Raw genomic sequence first — 14,710 nt, forward strand, 5'->3', positions numbered from 1 at the left:
CAACCATGCCAGAAACTGAACACGGCAGAACATCCGGGCTGCGATCCGGAAAGTCCGGGCGTAATCCGTTGCGGGATCCGCGGGATCGCCGGTTGAACCGGATTGCGGGTCCGTCCTCGTTGGTCCTTTTTGGGGTGACGGGTGATTTGGCCCGGAAGAAGCTGATGCCGGCGGTGTATGACCTGGCGAACCGGGGGTTGTTGCCGCCGAGTTTCGCGTTGGTGGGTTTCGGCCGGCGGTCCTGGTCCCATGAGGAGTTCGCCGCGCAGGTGGAGGAGTCTGTCCGGGCTCATGCCCGGACCCCGTTTGATGAAGCGGTCTGGAACCAGCTCGCCGAGGGGGTGCGTTTTGTCCAGGGCGAGTTCGACGATGATGACGCGTTCGAGCGGCTCGGGACGACGATCGCGGAACTGGACGAGGTCCGCGGAACGCGGGGGAACCACGCGTTTTATCTTTCGATCCCGCCGAAGGCGTTTGAGCAGGTCTGCCGGCAACTGTCCAAGCATGGCCTCGCGCAGGCGGACGGGCAGAAGTGGCGCCGGGTGGTGATCGAGAAGCCGTTCGGTCATGACCTGGAGTCCGCCCGGCAGCTGAATGACATTGTCGAGTCGGTGTTCCCGCCGGACGCGGTGTTCCGGATCGATCATTACCTGGGCAAGGAAACGGTGCAGAACATCCTGGCGCTGCGGTTCGCGAACCAGCTGTTCGAACCGTTGTGGAACGCGAATTACGTGGACCACGTCCAGATCACCATGGCCGAGGACATCGGCACGGGCGGCCGGGCGGGGTATTACGACGGGGTCGGCGCGGCCCGGGACGTGATCCAGAACCACCTCCTGCAGCTGCTGGCACTGACCGCGATGGAGGAACCGATCTCGTTCAACGCCGATGATTTGCGGGCGGAGAAGGAAAAGGTCCTCGCCGCGGTCAAGCTCCCGGAGGATTTATCCGCGCACTCCGCGCGGGGGCAGTTCGCCGGCGGCTGGCAGGGCGGGGAACAGGTCCAGGGCTACCTGGAAGAAGAAGGCATCCCGGCGGATTCGACGACCGAGACGTACGCGGCGATCCGGGTGGATATCCATACCCGCCGCTGGGCCGGGGTCCCGTTCTACCTGCGCGCGGGCAAACGCCTGGGCCGGCGGGTGACCGAGATCGCGGTGGTGTTCAAACGCGCCCCGAACCTGCTCTTCCGCGATCACGGCGAGGATGATTTCGGGCAGAATGCCGTGGTCATCCGGGTCCAGCCCGATGAGGGCGCCACGATCCGGTTCGGGTCCAAGGTCCCGGGCACCCAGATGGAAGTCCGGGACGTGACCATGGACTTCGGCTACGGGCACTCGTTCACCGAGTCCTCCCCGGAGGCCTACGAGCGGCTGATCCTGGACGTGCTGTTGGGTGAGCCGCCGCTGTTCCCCCGGCATGAGGAAGTGGAACTGTCCTGGAAGATCCTGGACCCGTTCGAAGATTATTGGGCCGGGCTGAAGGAACAGCCTGAACCCTACGCCCCCGGGTCCTGGGGACCCGCCAGCGCGGATGAGCTGTTGGCCCGTGACGGACGAACCTGGAGAAGGCCATGATCGTTGACCTGCCGGACACCACCACCTCGAAGGTTTCCAAAAAGCTGATGTCCCTGCGCGAGCAGGGCGGGGTGATCGCCCTGGGCCGGGTCCTGACCCTGGTGGTCGTGACCCGTTCCGGGCTCGAGGAAGAAGCGATCGAGGCCGCGAACGAAGCCAGCCGGGAACACCCCTGCCGGATCATCGTGCTCGCCGACGCCGGCGCGGACGCCCCGAACCGGCTTGACGCCCAGATCCGGGTCGGCGGGGACGCCGGCGCCTCGGAAGTGATCGTGCTCCGCGGCTACGGGGAACTCGCGCACGAATCCGAATCCCTCGTCGCGGCCCTGCTGCTCCCGGACGCCCCGATCGTGGCCTGGTGGCCGCACGGCGCCCCGGAAAACGCGTGCGAAACCTCCGTGGGACGCATCGCGCACCGCCGGATCACCGACTCCGCGAACGAACCGGACCCCCAAAAAGCGCTCGAGAACATCCGGGCCACCTACCAGGCCGGCGACACCGACCTCGCCTGGACCCGGCTCACGAACTGGCGGATCCAGCTCGCCGCCGTCCTGGACCAGACCGATTCCTCCCCCGTCACCGCCGTCGCGGTCGAAGGCGCATCCGACTCACCCTCCACGATCCTGCTCGCCGCCTGGCTGACCCTGGCCCTGGACGCACCCGTAACCATCGTCGCGGACCCCGCCGGAACCGGCATCCGCCGCGTCCGGCTCACCCGCCGCAGCGGCGACGTCCAGCTCTACCGCCCCGGGACCACCATCGCCGAACTCACCCAACCCGGCCAACCCGCCCAACGCATCTCCCTGCCCCGCCGCAGCCTCAAAGACTGCCTCGCCGAAGAACTCCGCCGCCTCGACCCCGACGAAGTCTTCGGCGAAGTGATTACTATTGGACTTCCACGTACCAATCTAAGGAGCGTCCGGCCCAGTGAGCGTTGAGCCTAGAGTAAGCATCCACCCTGATTCGTCCGTCCTGATGGCGGCCATAGCGGCTCGCCTGATCACCAAGCTGGTGGATGTCCAGGACAAGTACGGTGAGGCCACAGTGGTGCTCACCGGCGGCACGGTAGGGATCGGTACGCTGAAGGCCGTCGCGGACTCACCGGCGGCGCCTGCGGTGGACTGGTCGAAGGTCAATTTTTGGTGGGGTGATGAGCGGTTTGTTGCCGCGGATGATCCGGACCGCAACACCAAGCAGGCCTTTGATGCCCTGCTCGCGCATATCCCGGTTGATCCGGCGAGGATCAACCAGCCCGCATCCACCGATGACTTTGACACTCCCGAGGAAGCAGCCGAGGATTACGCCCGCCGCCTGCGCGAAGCTGCCGCGGCCGAACACGCGGCGGACATGTCAGATGACCGGCCCGAGGAACCGGGGCAGCTCCCCCGGCTTGATGTGGTGTTGTTGGGTGTTGGCCCGGACGCCCATGTGGCCTCGTTGTTCCCCGAGCAGGGCGGAATCCGGGAAAAGGAACGGACCGTCGTGGGCGTTCGCAACTCCCCCAAGCCGCCACCCGAGCGGATTTCCCTTACCCTGCCGGCCATCAACACAGCCGCCGAAGTCTGGATGGTTGTGGCCGGCGAGGACAAAGCCGGAGCCGTTGGCCTCGCGTTGGCGGGCGCCAACCCGGTGCAGGTTCCCGCGGCAGGTCCCCGCGGCACGTCCCGCACGCTCTGGCTCATCGACGAAAACGCCGCCTCAAGGGTCCCGCAGCAACTCGTCCGGAAGGACGCCGCGGGCGCGTAGCTTTTCCAGTGCTCCAGCCAGGACCGCTTCGGCGTCCTGGCTGGAGCGCCGCTCTTTAACGTATTCGAGATGGCTCTTATAGCCCTCTTCGGCCTGCTCATCGTGAGCAGGTTCCCGGCCCTCGCGTGAGGCCAGGGCACCGCACCGCCGGCAGTCCCAACTGGACGGGATCTGTTCATCCGGCAGCCGCAGAAAAACGAGTTGTGTCTCATGGCCCTTGGCGCACCAGTAACTGACCTGGATCCGCGGCAGCCTTTCGCCTGAGGTGGTTTCGGACTGGTTCTTGGGACCGGTACCTTCTGTGACACCCACGCGGGTGCCGCGGAACGCTGACGCACTATGGACCATCGAAACTCCTGGCTGCTTAAACGACGCTGTTTAAACGAAACTGTGGCTGTTGGAAGCCAACAGCCACAGTCTAGTTCGGAGATCCCCGTGGCGGCAGTGCCGCACCACGATCCGTTGGAAGTTCTAGGAGTCGCCGGCCCCGCTGAAGCGCATCAGCAGGCCAAGGGCAATGATCACAACGCCCCATGTGACACCCAGGACGACGGTGAACCTGTTGAGGTTCCGCTCCGCAACGCCCGATGAGCTCAGGCCGGAACTCATACCGCCGCCGAACATGTCCGACAGGCCACCGCCCCGTCCCTTGTGAAGCAGGATAAGCAGTGTCAGCAGAAGGCTGGTGATGCCCAGGAGAATCTGCAGAATGACATGAAGAACGTCCACGACGGCCTTTCAGAAGATTGGATTTACGGGAGCCTGGTGCTGCAGAGGAACTACTCTGTCAGCAAGTGACTCTCGAACCTGACAATATTAGCAAACTCCGCGGGGTCCAGGCTGGCCCCGCCCACCAACACGCCGTCCACGTCCCGTTCGTTCAGGATCGCGGCAACGTTGTTTGCCTTGACCGAACCGCCGTAGAGCAGCCGGATCTTCGCCGCAACATCGTCGCCGAAGATGGTGGCCAGTTCGGCACGGATGGCCTCGCACATCTCCTGGGCATCTTCGGGTCCGGCCACTTCACCGGTGCCGATGGCCCAGACGGGCTCGTAGGCCACGACAAGATCAGCCGCCTGTTCGTTGGTCAGACCGGTAACATCGGCCCGCAGCTGGGTCAGGGTGTGCTCGACGTGGGTACCGGCCTGCCGGACTTCCAAGCCTTCACCGACGCACAGCACCGGAGTGATGCCGTGCTTGTACGCGGCCTTGACCTTCGCGTTCAGGACCTCGTCCGACTCGTTGTGGACGGTGCGGCGTTCGCTGTGGCCCACCAGCACGTAGCGGCAGCCCAGCTTGTTCAGGAACTGGCCGGAGATATCGCCGGTGTAGGCGCCGGAATCGAACTGGGACAGGTCCTGCCCACCGTAGGCGATCTGCAGTTCGTCTCCCTGGACCAGGGTCTGCACCCCGCGGAGATCGGTGAACGGCGGGAACACCGCAACCTCCACCCGGTTGTAGTCGTGCTTGGCGTCGGACAGAGTCCAGGCCAGCTTCTGCAGGAGGGTGATGCCCTGGACGTGGTCCATGTTCATTTTCCAGTTGCCCGCGATGAGGGGCTTACGGTCAAAAGCGCCGTTCGTTGACGTTGTCACATGTTCTCCAAAAGTCTTGATAAGTGTGCGGCCGGCAGGGTGCACGCGGCACCCTGCCGGCCGGAGGACTTGGCAGCCCGGCTTCTTAGCGGTCCAGGACGCTCAGTCCCGGCAGTTCCTTGCCTTCAAGATATTCCAGGCTGGCGCCGCCGCCAGTGGAAATGTGGCCGAACTGGTCATCAGCAAAGCCCAGGGTCCGGACGGCCGCTGCGGAGTCGCCGCCGCCAACAACCGTGAACGCGTCCGTCTCGGTCAGCGCCTGGGCGATGGCCCGGGTACCGGCAGCGAAAGCGGCGAACTCGAAGACACCCATGGGCCCGTTCCAGAAGACCGTCTTTGCGCTCTTGATCCGCGCGGCGAAGGCTGCTGCCGAGTCCGGGCCGATGTCCAGCCCGATGCCCTGTGCTCCGAAGCTGCTTCCCTCGATACCGTCTGCGGGGACCGTCTCATGCTCGGCGTCAGCGGCGAATTTGCTTGCCACCACAACATCCGTAGGCACAATGAACTCCGTGCCGGCATCGGCCGCCCGCTTGAGGTAGTCCTTGACCACTGGGATCTGGTCCTCCTCGAGGAGACTGCCGGCCACAGCGTGGCCCTCCGCTGCGAGGAACGTGAACAGCATGCCGCCGCCCACCAGAATGGTGTCTGCCTTGCCGATGAGGTTGTCGATGACGGCCAGCTTGTCGGACACCTTGGAGCCGCCGAGTACCACGACGTAAGGCCGCTGCGTGTCAGCCGTCAGCTTCCGCAGGACCTCCACCTCGGTGTGTACGAGGTCGCCCTGGTAGGACGGCAAGCGGGTGGCGACATCGTAGACACTGGCGTGCTTGCGATGCACTGCGCCGAAGGCGTCGTCAACGTACGCGCCGTTGTCTCCGGTCAGGGCCACGAGCTCATCTGCGAAGGCGCCGCGTTCGGCGTCGTCCTTGCTGGTTTCGCGGGCGTCGAAGCGGACGTTCTCCAGGACAAGCACCTGGCCGTCAGTCAGGCCGGCGGCCAGCTCTTTGGCGGAACTGCCCACTGTGTCACCGGCGAGGGTGACACTGAACGGCGCGAGCTCCGCCAGCCGCGCCACGGCAGGCTTGAGGGAGTATTTGTCGTCCGGAGCGCCCTTGGGGCGTCCGAGATGGGCTGTTACCAGCACGCGGGCACCGGCGTCCGTGAGCTTCGTCAGCACTGGCAGTGAGGCCTTGATGCGGCCGTCGTCAGTCACTGTAGAGCCGTCGAGCGGCACATTCAGGTCACTTCGAACCAGAATGTACCGCCCGCGGACACCTTCAGCGATCAGTTCGTTGAGGGTGTGGAATGTCATGTGTCTAACCCTAGCCCAGCTTGGCTGCGACAAGCTCCGTCAGGTCCACGAGGCGGTTGGAGTAGCCCCATTCGTTGTCATACCAGGAAACAACCTTGACCTGGTTGCCGATGACCTTGGTCAAACCGGAGTCAAAGATGGACGACGCCGGGTCCCCCACAATATCGGAGGAGACGATGGGCTCATCCGTGTAGGTGAGGAAGCCCTGCAGCGCCTCGGATTCGGAAGCCTTCTTCAGTGCGGCGTTAACTTCCTCGACAGTGGTCTCGCGGGAGACGGTGACGGTGAGGTCGGTAGCGGAGCCGGTGGGGACCGGGACGCGGATGGCGTAACCGTCCAGCTTGCCCTTGAGTTCCGGCAGGACCAGGCCGATTGCCTTGGCAGCACCCGTGGAGGTGGGGACCATGTTGATCGCGGCGGCGCGGGCGCGGCGGAGGTCCTTGTGCGGCCCGTCCTGGAGGTTCTGGTCAGCGGTGTAGGCGTGGATGGTGGTCATCAGGCCACGCTCGATGCCGAACTCGTCGTTGACCACCTTGGCCAGCGGGCCCAGGCAGTTGGTGGTGCATGAAGCGTTGGAGATGATGTGGTGCGCGGCGGAGTCGTACAGGTTGTCATTGACTCCCATCACGATGGTGATGTCCTCATCCGAGGCGGGGGCGGAGATCAGGACCTTCTTGGCGCCGGCGTCGATGTGCTTCTGCGCGTCCGCTGCCTTGGTGAAGAAACCCGTGGACTCGATGACGATGTCCACCCCGAGTTCGCCCCAGGGAAGCTTTGCCGGATCACGCTCGGCGAGGACCTTGACCACATTGCCGTTAACGACGATGTTGCCGTCCTTGACCTCGATGGTTTCCTTCAGGCGGCCGCCGACCGAGTCGTACTTGAACAGGTGTGCCAGTGCCTCGGGGCTGGTGAGGTCGTTGACTGCCACGATCTCGAGGTCCGCGCCCTGTGCGAGTGCTGCGCGGAAGTAATTGCGGCCGATGCGGCCGAAGCCGTTGATACCAATACGGGTCGTCACTTTTTCAGTCTCCTTGGTGCTTGATAAAGCACAACTAGTTGAGCGGGCGTTGAAGCCAACTAACAGATCCCGCACGCCATTGGGCAGAGATGATTAACAGAACGGAGGGCGACCAGCCACGTTGCTGAAGGCTGACCGCCTTCCGTGATCCATCTTACGTTTAAGTGGGTCCGCCCCCGCAAGTGCGGGGGCGGACCTTCCACAATCCAGCCAAAATCACGCCGAAATGTGAAGTTTGTTACAGGCGCATGTGCGCGGCGTCACTACGGCAGGGTGATGAGGCCCGTGGCGTTGGTGCGTGCGGCCTCGAAGCGCTTGGCGACGTCGGCCCAGTTAACGATGTTCCAGAAAGCCTTGACGTAGTCGGCCTTGACGTTGACGTAGTCCAGGTAGAAGGCGTGCTCCCACATGTCCAGCATCAGCAGCGGCGTGGTGCCGAGCGCCACGTTGCCCTGCTGGTCATAGAGCTGTTCGATGACCAGGTTGCCGCCGATGGGCTCGTAGGCCAGGAAGCCCCATCCGGATCCCTGCAGGCCAAGGGCTGCTGCGGAGAACTGGGCGCGGAAGGCGTCAAAGGAGCCGAAGGCGTCGTCGATGGCAGCGGCCAGCTCGCCCTCAGGCTTGTCGCCGCCGTCCGGGGAGAGGTTCTTCCAGAACACCGAGTGGTTCACGTGGCCACCGGTGTGGAACGCCAGATCCTTGGAAAGGCGGTTGATGTTGGCGAAGTCGCCCTTGTCGCGTGCTTCGGCCAGCTGCTTCAGCGCATTGTTGGCGCCCGCAACGTAGGTTGCATGGTGCTTGCTGTGGTGAAGCTCCATGATGCGCGCCGAAATGTGCGGCTCCAGGGCAGCGTAGTCGTAGTCAAGTTCGGGCAGTACGTACTCGGTCACAAAATCCTCCAATATCGTGGACGGGTTCGTCCGGTTTTCTAACTCTCGGATTGTGCATCCGGATGACGGGCATCCGGAAGATTATGGTGAACGCTCTGATTCTAGGGTGCTGTTACTCGTCCAGCATTTCAGGCGTCACATTGGCATCCGTGCCGGGGATGCCGAGGTCGATGGCGCGTTTGTCCGCCATCGCAAGCAGCCGGCGGATCCGGCCTGCGATGGCGTCCTTGGTCATCACCGGATCAGCCAGCCGCCCCAGCTCATCCAGGCTGGCCTGTTTGTGGGCCACGCGGAGTTCGCCGGCGTATTTGAGGTGGTCCGGGACGTCGTCGCCGAGGATCTCCAGGGCCCGGTCCACCCGGGCGCCGGCAGCCACCGCCGCCTGGGCGGAGCGGCGCAGGTTCGCGTCATCGAAGTTGGCGAGCCGGTTGGCGGTGGCGCGGACCTCCTTGCGCATCCGGCGCTCCTCCCAGACCATGAGGGCGTCGTGGGCACCCATCCGGGTCAGCAGGGCGGCGATGGTGTCGCCGTCGCGGATGACGACGCGGTCCACGCCGCGGACTTCGCGCGCCTTGGCCTGGATCCCGAGGCGGCGGGCGGCGCCGACCAGGGCCAGCGCTGACTCGGGGCCGGGGCAGGTGACTTCCATGGACGACGAACGGCCGGGCTCGGTGAGGGACCCGTGGGCCAGGAAGGCGCCGCGCCACACGGCTTCGGCATCCGCGGCGGAACCGTTGACCACCGCTGATGGCAGGCCGCGCACCGGACGCCCGCGGCCGTCCAGGAGCCCGGTCTGCCGCGCCAGCGACTCACCGTCCCGGACGACCCGCACCACGTAGCGGCTGCCGCGGCGCAGGCCGCCGGCGGACACCACAATTATTTCGCTCTGGTGGCCGTATACCTCCGCGATTGCTGCGCGCAGGCGGCGGGCGGTGGATGCGAGGTCAACTTCCGCCTCGATCACGATGCGTCCGGAGATGATGTGCAGACCGCCGGCGAACCGGAGCATCGCCGAAACCTCAGCCTTACGCACGGATGACTTTTTGATGTCCAGCCGGGACAGTTCTTCCTTGACCGATGATGTCAGTGCCATGGCACCTTCCTAACTGTTCCCAAAAATGTCGTGGTACGCCGCTGCCAGACGCAGGGGGTCATGGACGGGTCGGCGGCCCGACGCCCCCACTTTACCCAAGACAACCTCGGCGCCGATCATCGCGGCAGCTTTCTCGAACTCCTCCCGGTCCGGCACGGAGGCGGGATCGGCCAGAACGACGTCGATGCTGAAGTCCGGAGCGTACCGGCGCAGGGCGTGGAGGTGGTCGGCTGCCGTCATGCCGGAAGTCTCTTTGGTGTCCGTGGCCAGGTTCATGGTCAGGCAGCGTTTGGCGGCCGTCGCGCTGAGGGCGTCGCGCATCTCGGGGAGCAGCAGATGCGGGAGCACGGAGGTGTACCAGGAGCCTGGCCCGAGGATGACCCAGTCCGCCAGTTCGATCGCCGTCAGAGCCTCCGTGCAGGCACGGGCATCTTCGGGCAGGAGCCTGACGTGCTCGAGTGAACCGGCCACGGCGCAGCGCGCCTGGCCGCGGACCGTCCGGAGGACCGATTCGCCGTCGGGCGCGGTGACACGGATGTCGCCCTCGATGGTGAGCGGCACGGTGGACATGGGCAGGACCTGGCCCCGCGCCCCCAGCAGCGCACCGGCCCACTTCAGGCCCGCCACGGCGTCGCCGAGCAATTCCCAGAGCGTCACAATGAGAAGGTTTCCGGTGGCATGGTCATCCAGGGACCCGCCGCTGCCCTTCCCGGGCCGGAAACGGTGCTGCATCACGTCACGCCAGGTCCGGCCCCAGTCGGTGTCGTCACACAGCGCGGAGAGCGCCATGCGCAGGTCGCCGGGCGGGAGGACGCCGTACTCTTCGCGCAGACGCCCGGAGGACCCGCCGTCGTCCGCCACTGTGACGATGGCGGTCAGCTCGGTGGTGAGCAGGCGCAAGGCTGACAGCGAAGCCGACAGGCCGTGACCGCCGCCGAGCGCCACCACGTTGGGGCCCTTGTCCTGCTGGGCGCCTGCCGTCCCGCTGGTGAGCGGTATCAGCGGCAGCGGCCCGGTAAGCATCCCCATTACTCGCGGCCCAGGTCCCGGTGTGTGGTGGTGACGGTGACACGGGGATACTGCGCAAGTTTCTTGGACAGCTCGACGGCGACCGCCACCGAGCGGTGTTTGCCGCCGGTGCAGCCCACGGCAATGGTGGCGTAGTGCTTGTTTTCGCGCCGGTACCCGTCCAGCACCGGCTCGAGTGCCAGCACGTAGCGGTCCACGAAATTCTTGACGCCCTCGGCTTCGAGCACGTAATCGCTGACGTCCTTGTCCAGCCCGGTGTGGGGGCGCAGCTGGGGTACCCAGTGCGGGTTGGGGATGAACCGGACGTCGGCAACGTAGTTGGCATCAACCGGCAGCCCGTATTTGAAGCCGAAGCTCATGACGTTGAGCCGCAGCGCCACCGGCCCCGTCTCGCTGAAGAGTTCGGTAACGGCGGTGGCCAGGCCGTGGACGTTGTAGTCAGAGGTATCCAGAACGACGTCGGAGCTGTCGCGCAGTTCCTTCAGCACCTCACGCTCGGCTGCTATTCCGTCGAGGATGCGGCCGCCCTCCTGCAAGGGATGCGGCCTGCGGCCCTGCTCGAAGCGGCGGACCAGGACGTCGTCATTGGCGTCCAGGAACAGCACCCGGAACGTGACCCCGCTGGCGGCGAGGGCACCCAGGGTGGCCCGCATGTCAGCGAAGAGGCCCTTGCTGCGCACATCCATCACCACGGCCAGGCGGGGAATGGACTGTGGCGCGTGGGAGACCAGTTCGGCGAGGGTGCCAAGCATTTGCGGCGGAAGGTTCTCCACGACGTACCAGCCATGGTCCTCCAGAGCGTCCGCGGCGGTGCTGCGGCCGGCCCCGGACATACCGGTGACCACCAGCAGCTCCGCTTCGACGGGTTTGATCGGCGTCATGCCGTCCTGCCCCGTCCCGGATTCCGCCGTCGAGTCTGTCATTCGCCCTGCCCCGTTCCTGTCAAGATCCAGCAGGCAACCGCGTCGGCGGAAACCTGCGCTCCTTACCCTACCTAGGTTTCAATGATTTCGCCGGTGGTCATGTTGATGGCCGGAACCGTCTCACCGGCCGCGTCCTCGCTGCTGAAGTGGCTCACGATGGCATTGGCCAGTGACGGGCCGATGCCTTTGGCCGCCGTCAGCTCCTCCGCTGTGGCCGCCTTCACGCCCTTAATGGAGCCAAAGTGGGCTACCAGGGCCTTGCGCTTGGACTCCCCCAGGCCCGGCACCCCGTCCAACGCGGACAGGGTCATCGCCTTGCCGCGCTTCTGCCGGTGGAAGGTGATGGCGAAGCGGTGCGCTTCGTCGCGGATCCGTTGGAGCAGGTACAGGCCCTGGGACGTTCTGGGCAGGATCACCGGGAAGTCACTGTCCGGAAGCCAGACCTCCTCCAGCCGCTTGGCCAGGCCCACCACGTACACGTCGTCGATGCCCAGCTCCGCCAGCGCCCGGGCCGCGGCATTCACCTGGGGCTGGCCGCCGTCCACCACCACGAGGTTGGGAGGGTAGGCGAACTTGGCCCGGGGTGCCGCTGTGGTGGTGTCCAGGACGGCGGCGTCCCCTGCCGCATCCAGTGCCGCCTGGTGATCGGTGAGTGCCGCGGCCTCGACCTGCGCCGTTTTGTCCTCCACGTAATAGCGGAACCGCCGGGTCAGGACGTCGTGCATGGCGGCCGTGTCGTCGGACGCCGCCGCCCCGGTGACAGAGAATTTGCGGTAGTCGGACTTTTTGGGCAGGCCGTCCTCGACCACCACCATGGAGGCCACCACGTTGGTTCCCTGCACGTGGGAGACGTCATAGCACTCAATGCGCAGCAGCGGCACCGGCAGGTCCAGGGCCTCCTGCAGCTCCTGGAGTGCCTGGGAACGGACTGTCAGGTCACCCGCCCGCCGGGTCTTGTGCAGTTTCAGCGCATGCTCGGCATTCTCGCGCACGGTGGACATCAGCGCGGCCTTGTCCCCGCGCTGCGGCACCCTGATGTCCACCTTCGCGCCCCGGAGACCGCCCAGCCATTCGGTCAGTTCTTCCGCATTGCTGGGCGCCACGGGGACAAGGACTTCGCGCGGCAGCCGGCCGTGGCTGTCGCTGTCCTCGCCGTAAACCTGCTGGAGCAGGTGCTCCACCAGGTCGGGAGTGGTGGAGTCTTCCACTTTCTCCACCACCCAGCCCCGCTGGCCGCGGACCCTGCCGCCCCGGACGTGGAAGACCTGGACCGCGGCCTCGAGTTCGTCCTCGTGCAGGGCAAAAATATCGGCGTCGGTGTCTTCGGCGAGCACCACGGCGTTGCGTTCAAAGACTTTCCGCAAGGCCGAGATGTCATCCCGGAGCCGGGCCGCCCGCTCGTAGTCGAGCGTGGACACCGCCTCGGCCATCTGCTTTTCGAGCTTGGAGATGAACCGCTTGGCTTCCCCGCCCATAAAGGCGCAGAAGTCCTCGGCCAGGACGCGGTGTTCCTCCGGCGTCACCCGTCCGACGCAGGGGGCCGAGCATTTGTCGATGTAGCCCAGGAGGCAGGGACGGCCACTGGCCTGCGCCCGCTTGAACACCCCTGCGCTGCAGCTGCGGACCGGGAAGACCCGCAGGAGCGTGTCCATGGTTTCCCGGATGGCTCCGGCGGTATAGGGACCGAAGTACCGGGTACCCTTGCGCCGGTCCCCGCGCATGACCTGCACCCGGGGGAACTTCTCGCTCATGGTCAGGGCGAGGTAGGGGTACGTCTTGTCGTCGCGGAACACGACGTTGAAGCGGGGCTTGAATTCCTTGATCCAGGTGTATTCAAGCTGCAGGGATTCCAGTTCGCTGCCCACCACGGTCCACTCCACACTGCTGGCCGCGTGGACCATGGCATGGGTTTTGGGCAGCAGTCCTGCCGGGTTCGCGAAATAGGAGTTCAGGCGGGAACGAAGGTTCTTGGCCTTGCCGACGTAAATAACCCGGCCATGCGGATCGCGGAACCGGTATACCCCGGGGTTGGTGGGAATTTCACCCGTCTGGGGCCTGTACGTTGCTGGATCTGCCACTACTTAAGTCTACTGATCCTTAGTCCGTCGCCTTGCTCTGGTTGTAGCTGCTGGAACGCTCCTGGCCGCTGAGTTCGGCAATGGCGTCCATGATCCGGTCCGTCACCTGCCGGCGTGCGGGCAGGGAGTGGTCCGGGCCGGTCTTCTCGAAGTACAGCGGTTCACCGACTTTCATGGTGAAGTGATGCGGCTTAAACCCCTTCTCGCCTGCCGGCTGCAGGTTTTCGGTGCCGATCAGCCCAACGGGGATCACGGGAGCCCCCGTTGCCAGCGCAAGCCAGCCCACACCCGTCCGCCCGCGGTAGAGGATGCCGTCCCGTGAGCGGGTGCCTTCAGGGTAAATGCCGATTCCCTTGCCCGCCTCGAGGATGTCCAGGAGGGTTTTGAGCGCCTGCACACTTGCGGCCTGTTCGCCGCGTTCCACGGGAATGGAGCCGACGGACTCGAAGAACGATTTCATGACCTTTCCCTTCACGCCACCGGTCGTGAAGTACTCGGCCTTGGCGAAGAAGGCCACCGGCCGGGGCATCAGTGCCTGGACAATGACACTGTCAAAGAACGAAAGATGGTTGGGGGCCACAATGAACGGCCCCTCCTTGGGAACGTTCTCCAGGCCGACGACGGTGGGCCGGCAGGTGCCCGCGACAAGACCGCGGAATGTCCAGCGGACTGCCTCAAACAACGCCATCGTTGCGCACCTCACTCATCGCGGCAGTGTGGATGGACTCAAGCCGTTCGATGGCCGCGACCATGCCATCCGTATCTTCCACCACGGTGACGGCACCGGCAACCTCCAGTTCGCCGTCGGGCGCAAAGCCCCAACGCACACCGATGCAGTCCAGGCCGTTCGCGATGGCACCGGCAACATCCTGGGCGCGGTCCCCCACCATCACGGCGTGGTGTGTGGACAGGTCAGCCAGGGCAGCGGCGATGATGTCCGCTTTGCCGACCGGGCCCTCGGTGGAGGTTTCGTCATCCGAGGATCCCCTGATCGTTTGGAACAGGCCGGCGATGCCGTGGTGCTGCAGCACAATATGTGCCAGCCCTTCGGGTTTCTGCGTTGCGACGGCCACCGGCCTGCCCGCAGCGGCGAACGCCTCCAGCACAGCCTTGATCCCCGGGTAGAGGCGGCTCTGCGAAATGCCCGTTGCCAGGTAGTGCTGCCGGTACAGCCGGATGACGCTGTCCAGCTTGTCCGCCGGAACCATGGCGACGGTGAGCAGCGAATCGCTGAGCTTGGGACCGATCATCGCGGCCAGCAGGTCGGGAGCGGGAACCGGGAGCCCGGAAGCCGCCAGGGCCGCCGCGATGCCGCCGGTTATTCCACCTGCCGGATCGACAAGAGTGCCGTCCAGGTCAAAGATCACGGGCACTGTTGTTTGAGTCACCGGCTTAGTTTCTCACGACACCGTGCATGGCAGAAACTCGCATGCCCGACACGGCATA

At 65.3% G+C, this 14,710-nt stretch carries 15 protein-coding genes; 3 read left to right on the top strand and 12 right to left on the bottom strand.

Annotated elements, in window-relative coordinates; translation table 11 throughout:
* Nucleotides 1-5 precede the first annotated feature (5 nt).
* The 3 genes from zwf to pgl are packed head-to-tail and all read left to right on the top strand — an operon-like array spanning nt 6 to nt 3,323.
* A complete protein-coding gene (gene zwf / locus PY310_RS13910; protein WP_275215056.1) occupies nt 6-1,577 on the top strand; it encodes a glucose-6-phosphate dehydrogenase in 1,572 nt (523 codons plus the stop codon).
* Nucleotides 1,574-2,515, top strand: coding sequence for a glucose-6-phosphate dehydrogenase assembly protein OpcA (locus tag PY310_RS13915; RefSeq protein WP_275215057.1), 942 nt, complete (start codon nt 1,574-1,576; stop codon nt 2,513-2,515). Before zwf ends, PY310_RS13915 begins: the two co-directional genes overlap by 4 nt.
* Nucleotides 2,505-3,323, top strand: coding sequence for a 6-phosphogluconolactonase (gene pgl / locus PY310_RS13920; protein ID WP_275215058.1), 819 nt, complete (start codon nt 2,505-2,507; stop codon nt 3,321-3,323). Before PY310_RS13915 ends, pgl begins: the two co-directional genes overlap by 11 nt.
* On the opposite strand, the gene PY310_RS13925 is transcribed toward pgl, so the two are convergent.
* From PY310_RS13925 to PY310_RS13980, 12 genes are all read right to left on the bottom strand, one after another.
* On the bottom strand, nt 3,276-3,671 hold the full coding sequence (locus PY310_RS13925) for an RNA polymerase-binding protein RbpA (protein ID WP_275215059.1): 396 nt from the start codon (nt 3,669-3,671) through the stop codon (nt 3,276-3,278). The two genes, pgl and PY310_RS13925, sit on opposite strands and share 48 nt — an antisense overlap.
* A gap of 123 nt (nt 3,672-3,794) precedes the next feature.
* On the bottom strand, nt 3,795-4,052 hold the full coding sequence (secG, locus tag PY310_RS13930) for a preprotein translocase subunit SecG (protein WP_164199881.1): 258 nt from the start codon (nt 4,050-4,052) through the stop codon (nt 3,795-3,797).
* Between the two features lie 50 nt (nt 4,053-4,102).
* Nucleotides 4,103-4,918, bottom strand: a complete 816-nt coding sequence (gene tpiA, locus PY310_RS13935; protein ID WP_275215060.1) for a triose-phosphate isomerase — start codon at nt 4,916-4,918, stop codon at nt 4,103-4,105.
* Nucleotides 4,919-5,003: 85 nt separating this feature from the next.
* Nucleotides 5,004-6,230: a phosphoglycerate kinase gene (locus PY310_RS13940; protein WP_275215061.1), complete on the bottom strand. Its 1,227-nt coding sequence runs from the start codon at nt 6,228-6,230 to the stop codon at nt 5,004-5,006.
* 10 nt (nt 6,231-6,240) lie between these two features.
* Nucleotides 6,241-7,251: a type I glyceraldehyde-3-phosphate dehydrogenase gene (gene gap / locus PY310_RS13945; protein ID WP_275215062.1), complete on the bottom strand. Its 1,011-nt coding sequence runs from the start codon at nt 7,249-7,251 to the stop codon at nt 6,241-6,243.
* A gap of 263 nt (nt 7,252-7,514) precedes the next feature.
* On the bottom strand, nt 7,515-8,141 hold the full coding sequence (locus tag PY310_RS13950) for a superoxide dismutase (RefSeq protein ID WP_275215063.1): 627 nt from the start codon (nt 8,139-8,141) through the stop codon (nt 7,515-7,517).
* A 112-nt stretch (nt 8,142-8,253) separates the two neighbouring features.
* Nucleotides 8,254-9,234, bottom strand: a complete 981-nt coding sequence (gene whiA, locus PY310_RS13955; protein ID WP_275215064.1) for a DNA-binding protein WhiA — start codon at nt 9,232-9,234, stop codon at nt 8,254-8,256.
* Between the two features lie 9 nt (nt 9,235-9,243).
* A complete protein-coding gene (locus PY310_RS13960; protein ID WP_275215065.1) occupies nt 9,244-10,263 on the bottom strand; it encodes a gluconeogenesis factor YvcK family protein in 1,020 nt (339 codons plus the stop codon).
* Nucleotides 10,263-11,186 carry an RNase adapter RapZ gene (rapZ, locus tag PY310_RS13965; RefSeq protein WP_275215066.1) on the bottom strand — a complete coding sequence of 308 codons (924 nt, stop codon included), beginning with the start codon at nt 11,184-11,186 and terminating at the stop codon, nt 10,263-10,265. The genes PY310_RS13960 and rapZ overlap by 1 nt, the downstream gene beginning before the upstream one ends.
* A 71-nt stretch (nt 11,187-11,257) precedes the next feature.
* Nucleotides 11,258-13,264 carry an excinuclease ABC subunit UvrC gene (gene uvrC, locus PY310_RS13970; RefSeq protein WP_275215067.1) on the bottom strand — a complete coding sequence of 669 codons (2,007 nt, stop codon included), beginning with the start codon at nt 13,262-13,264 and terminating at the stop codon, nt 11,258-11,260.
* A 19-nt stretch (nt 13,265-13,283) separates the two neighbouring features.
* A complete protein-coding gene (locus tag PY310_RS13975) occupies nt 13,284-13,952 on the bottom strand; it encodes a lysophospholipid acyltransferase family protein (RefSeq protein ID WP_275215068.1) in 669 nt (222 codons plus the stop codon).
* Nucleotides 13,939-14,652 (bottom strand): HAD hydrolase-like protein, encoded by a 714-nt coding sequence (locus PY310_RS13980; protein ID WP_275215069.1) that lies wholly within the window; start codon nt 14,650-14,652, stop codon nt 13,939-13,941. Before PY310_RS13980 ends, PY310_RS13975 begins: the two co-directional genes overlap by 14 nt.
* Between the last annotated feature and the right edge of the window lie 58 nt (nt 14,653-14,710).

This window comes from Pseudarthrobacter naphthalenicus, from assembly GCF_029076445.1.
Classification (GTDB): Bacteria; Actinomycetota; Actinomycetes; order Actinomycetales; family Micrococcaceae; genus Arthrobacter; species Arthrobacter naphthalenicus.

Bases quoted from the DNA above. Each gene is read 5' to 3' on its own strand.
- PY310_RS13915 (WP_275215057.1), top strand. From the start codon at position 1,574: ATGATCGTTGACCTGCCGGACACCACCACCTCGAAGGTTTCCAAAAAG.
- whiA (WP_275215064.1), bottom strand. From the start codon at position 9,234: ATGGCACTGACATCATCGGTCAAGGAAGAACTGTCCCGGCTGGACATC.
- rapZ (WP_275215066.1), bottom strand. From the start codon at position 11,186: ATGACAGACTCGACGGCGGAATCCGGGACGGGGCAGGACGGCATGACG.
- PY310_RS13975 (WP_275215068.1), bottom strand. From the start codon at position 13,952: ATGGCGTTGTTTGAGGCAGTCCGCTGGACATTCCGCGGTCTTGTCGCG.
- zwf (WP_275215056.1), top strand. From the start codon at position 6: ATGCCAGAAACTGAACACGGCAGAACATCCGGGCTGCGATCCGGAAAG.
- PY310_RS13960 (WP_275215065.1), bottom strand. From the start codon at position 10,263: ATGGGGATGCTTACCGGGCCGCTGCCGCTGATACCGCTCACCAGCGGG.
- PY310_RS13940 (WP_275215061.1), bottom strand. From the start codon at position 6,230: ATGACATTCCACACCCTCAACGAACTGATCGCTGAAGGTGTCCGCGGG.
- PY310_RS13925 (WP_275215059.1), bottom strand. From the start codon at position 3,671: ATGGTCCATAGTGCGTCAGCGTTCCGCGGCACCCGCGTGGGTGTCACA.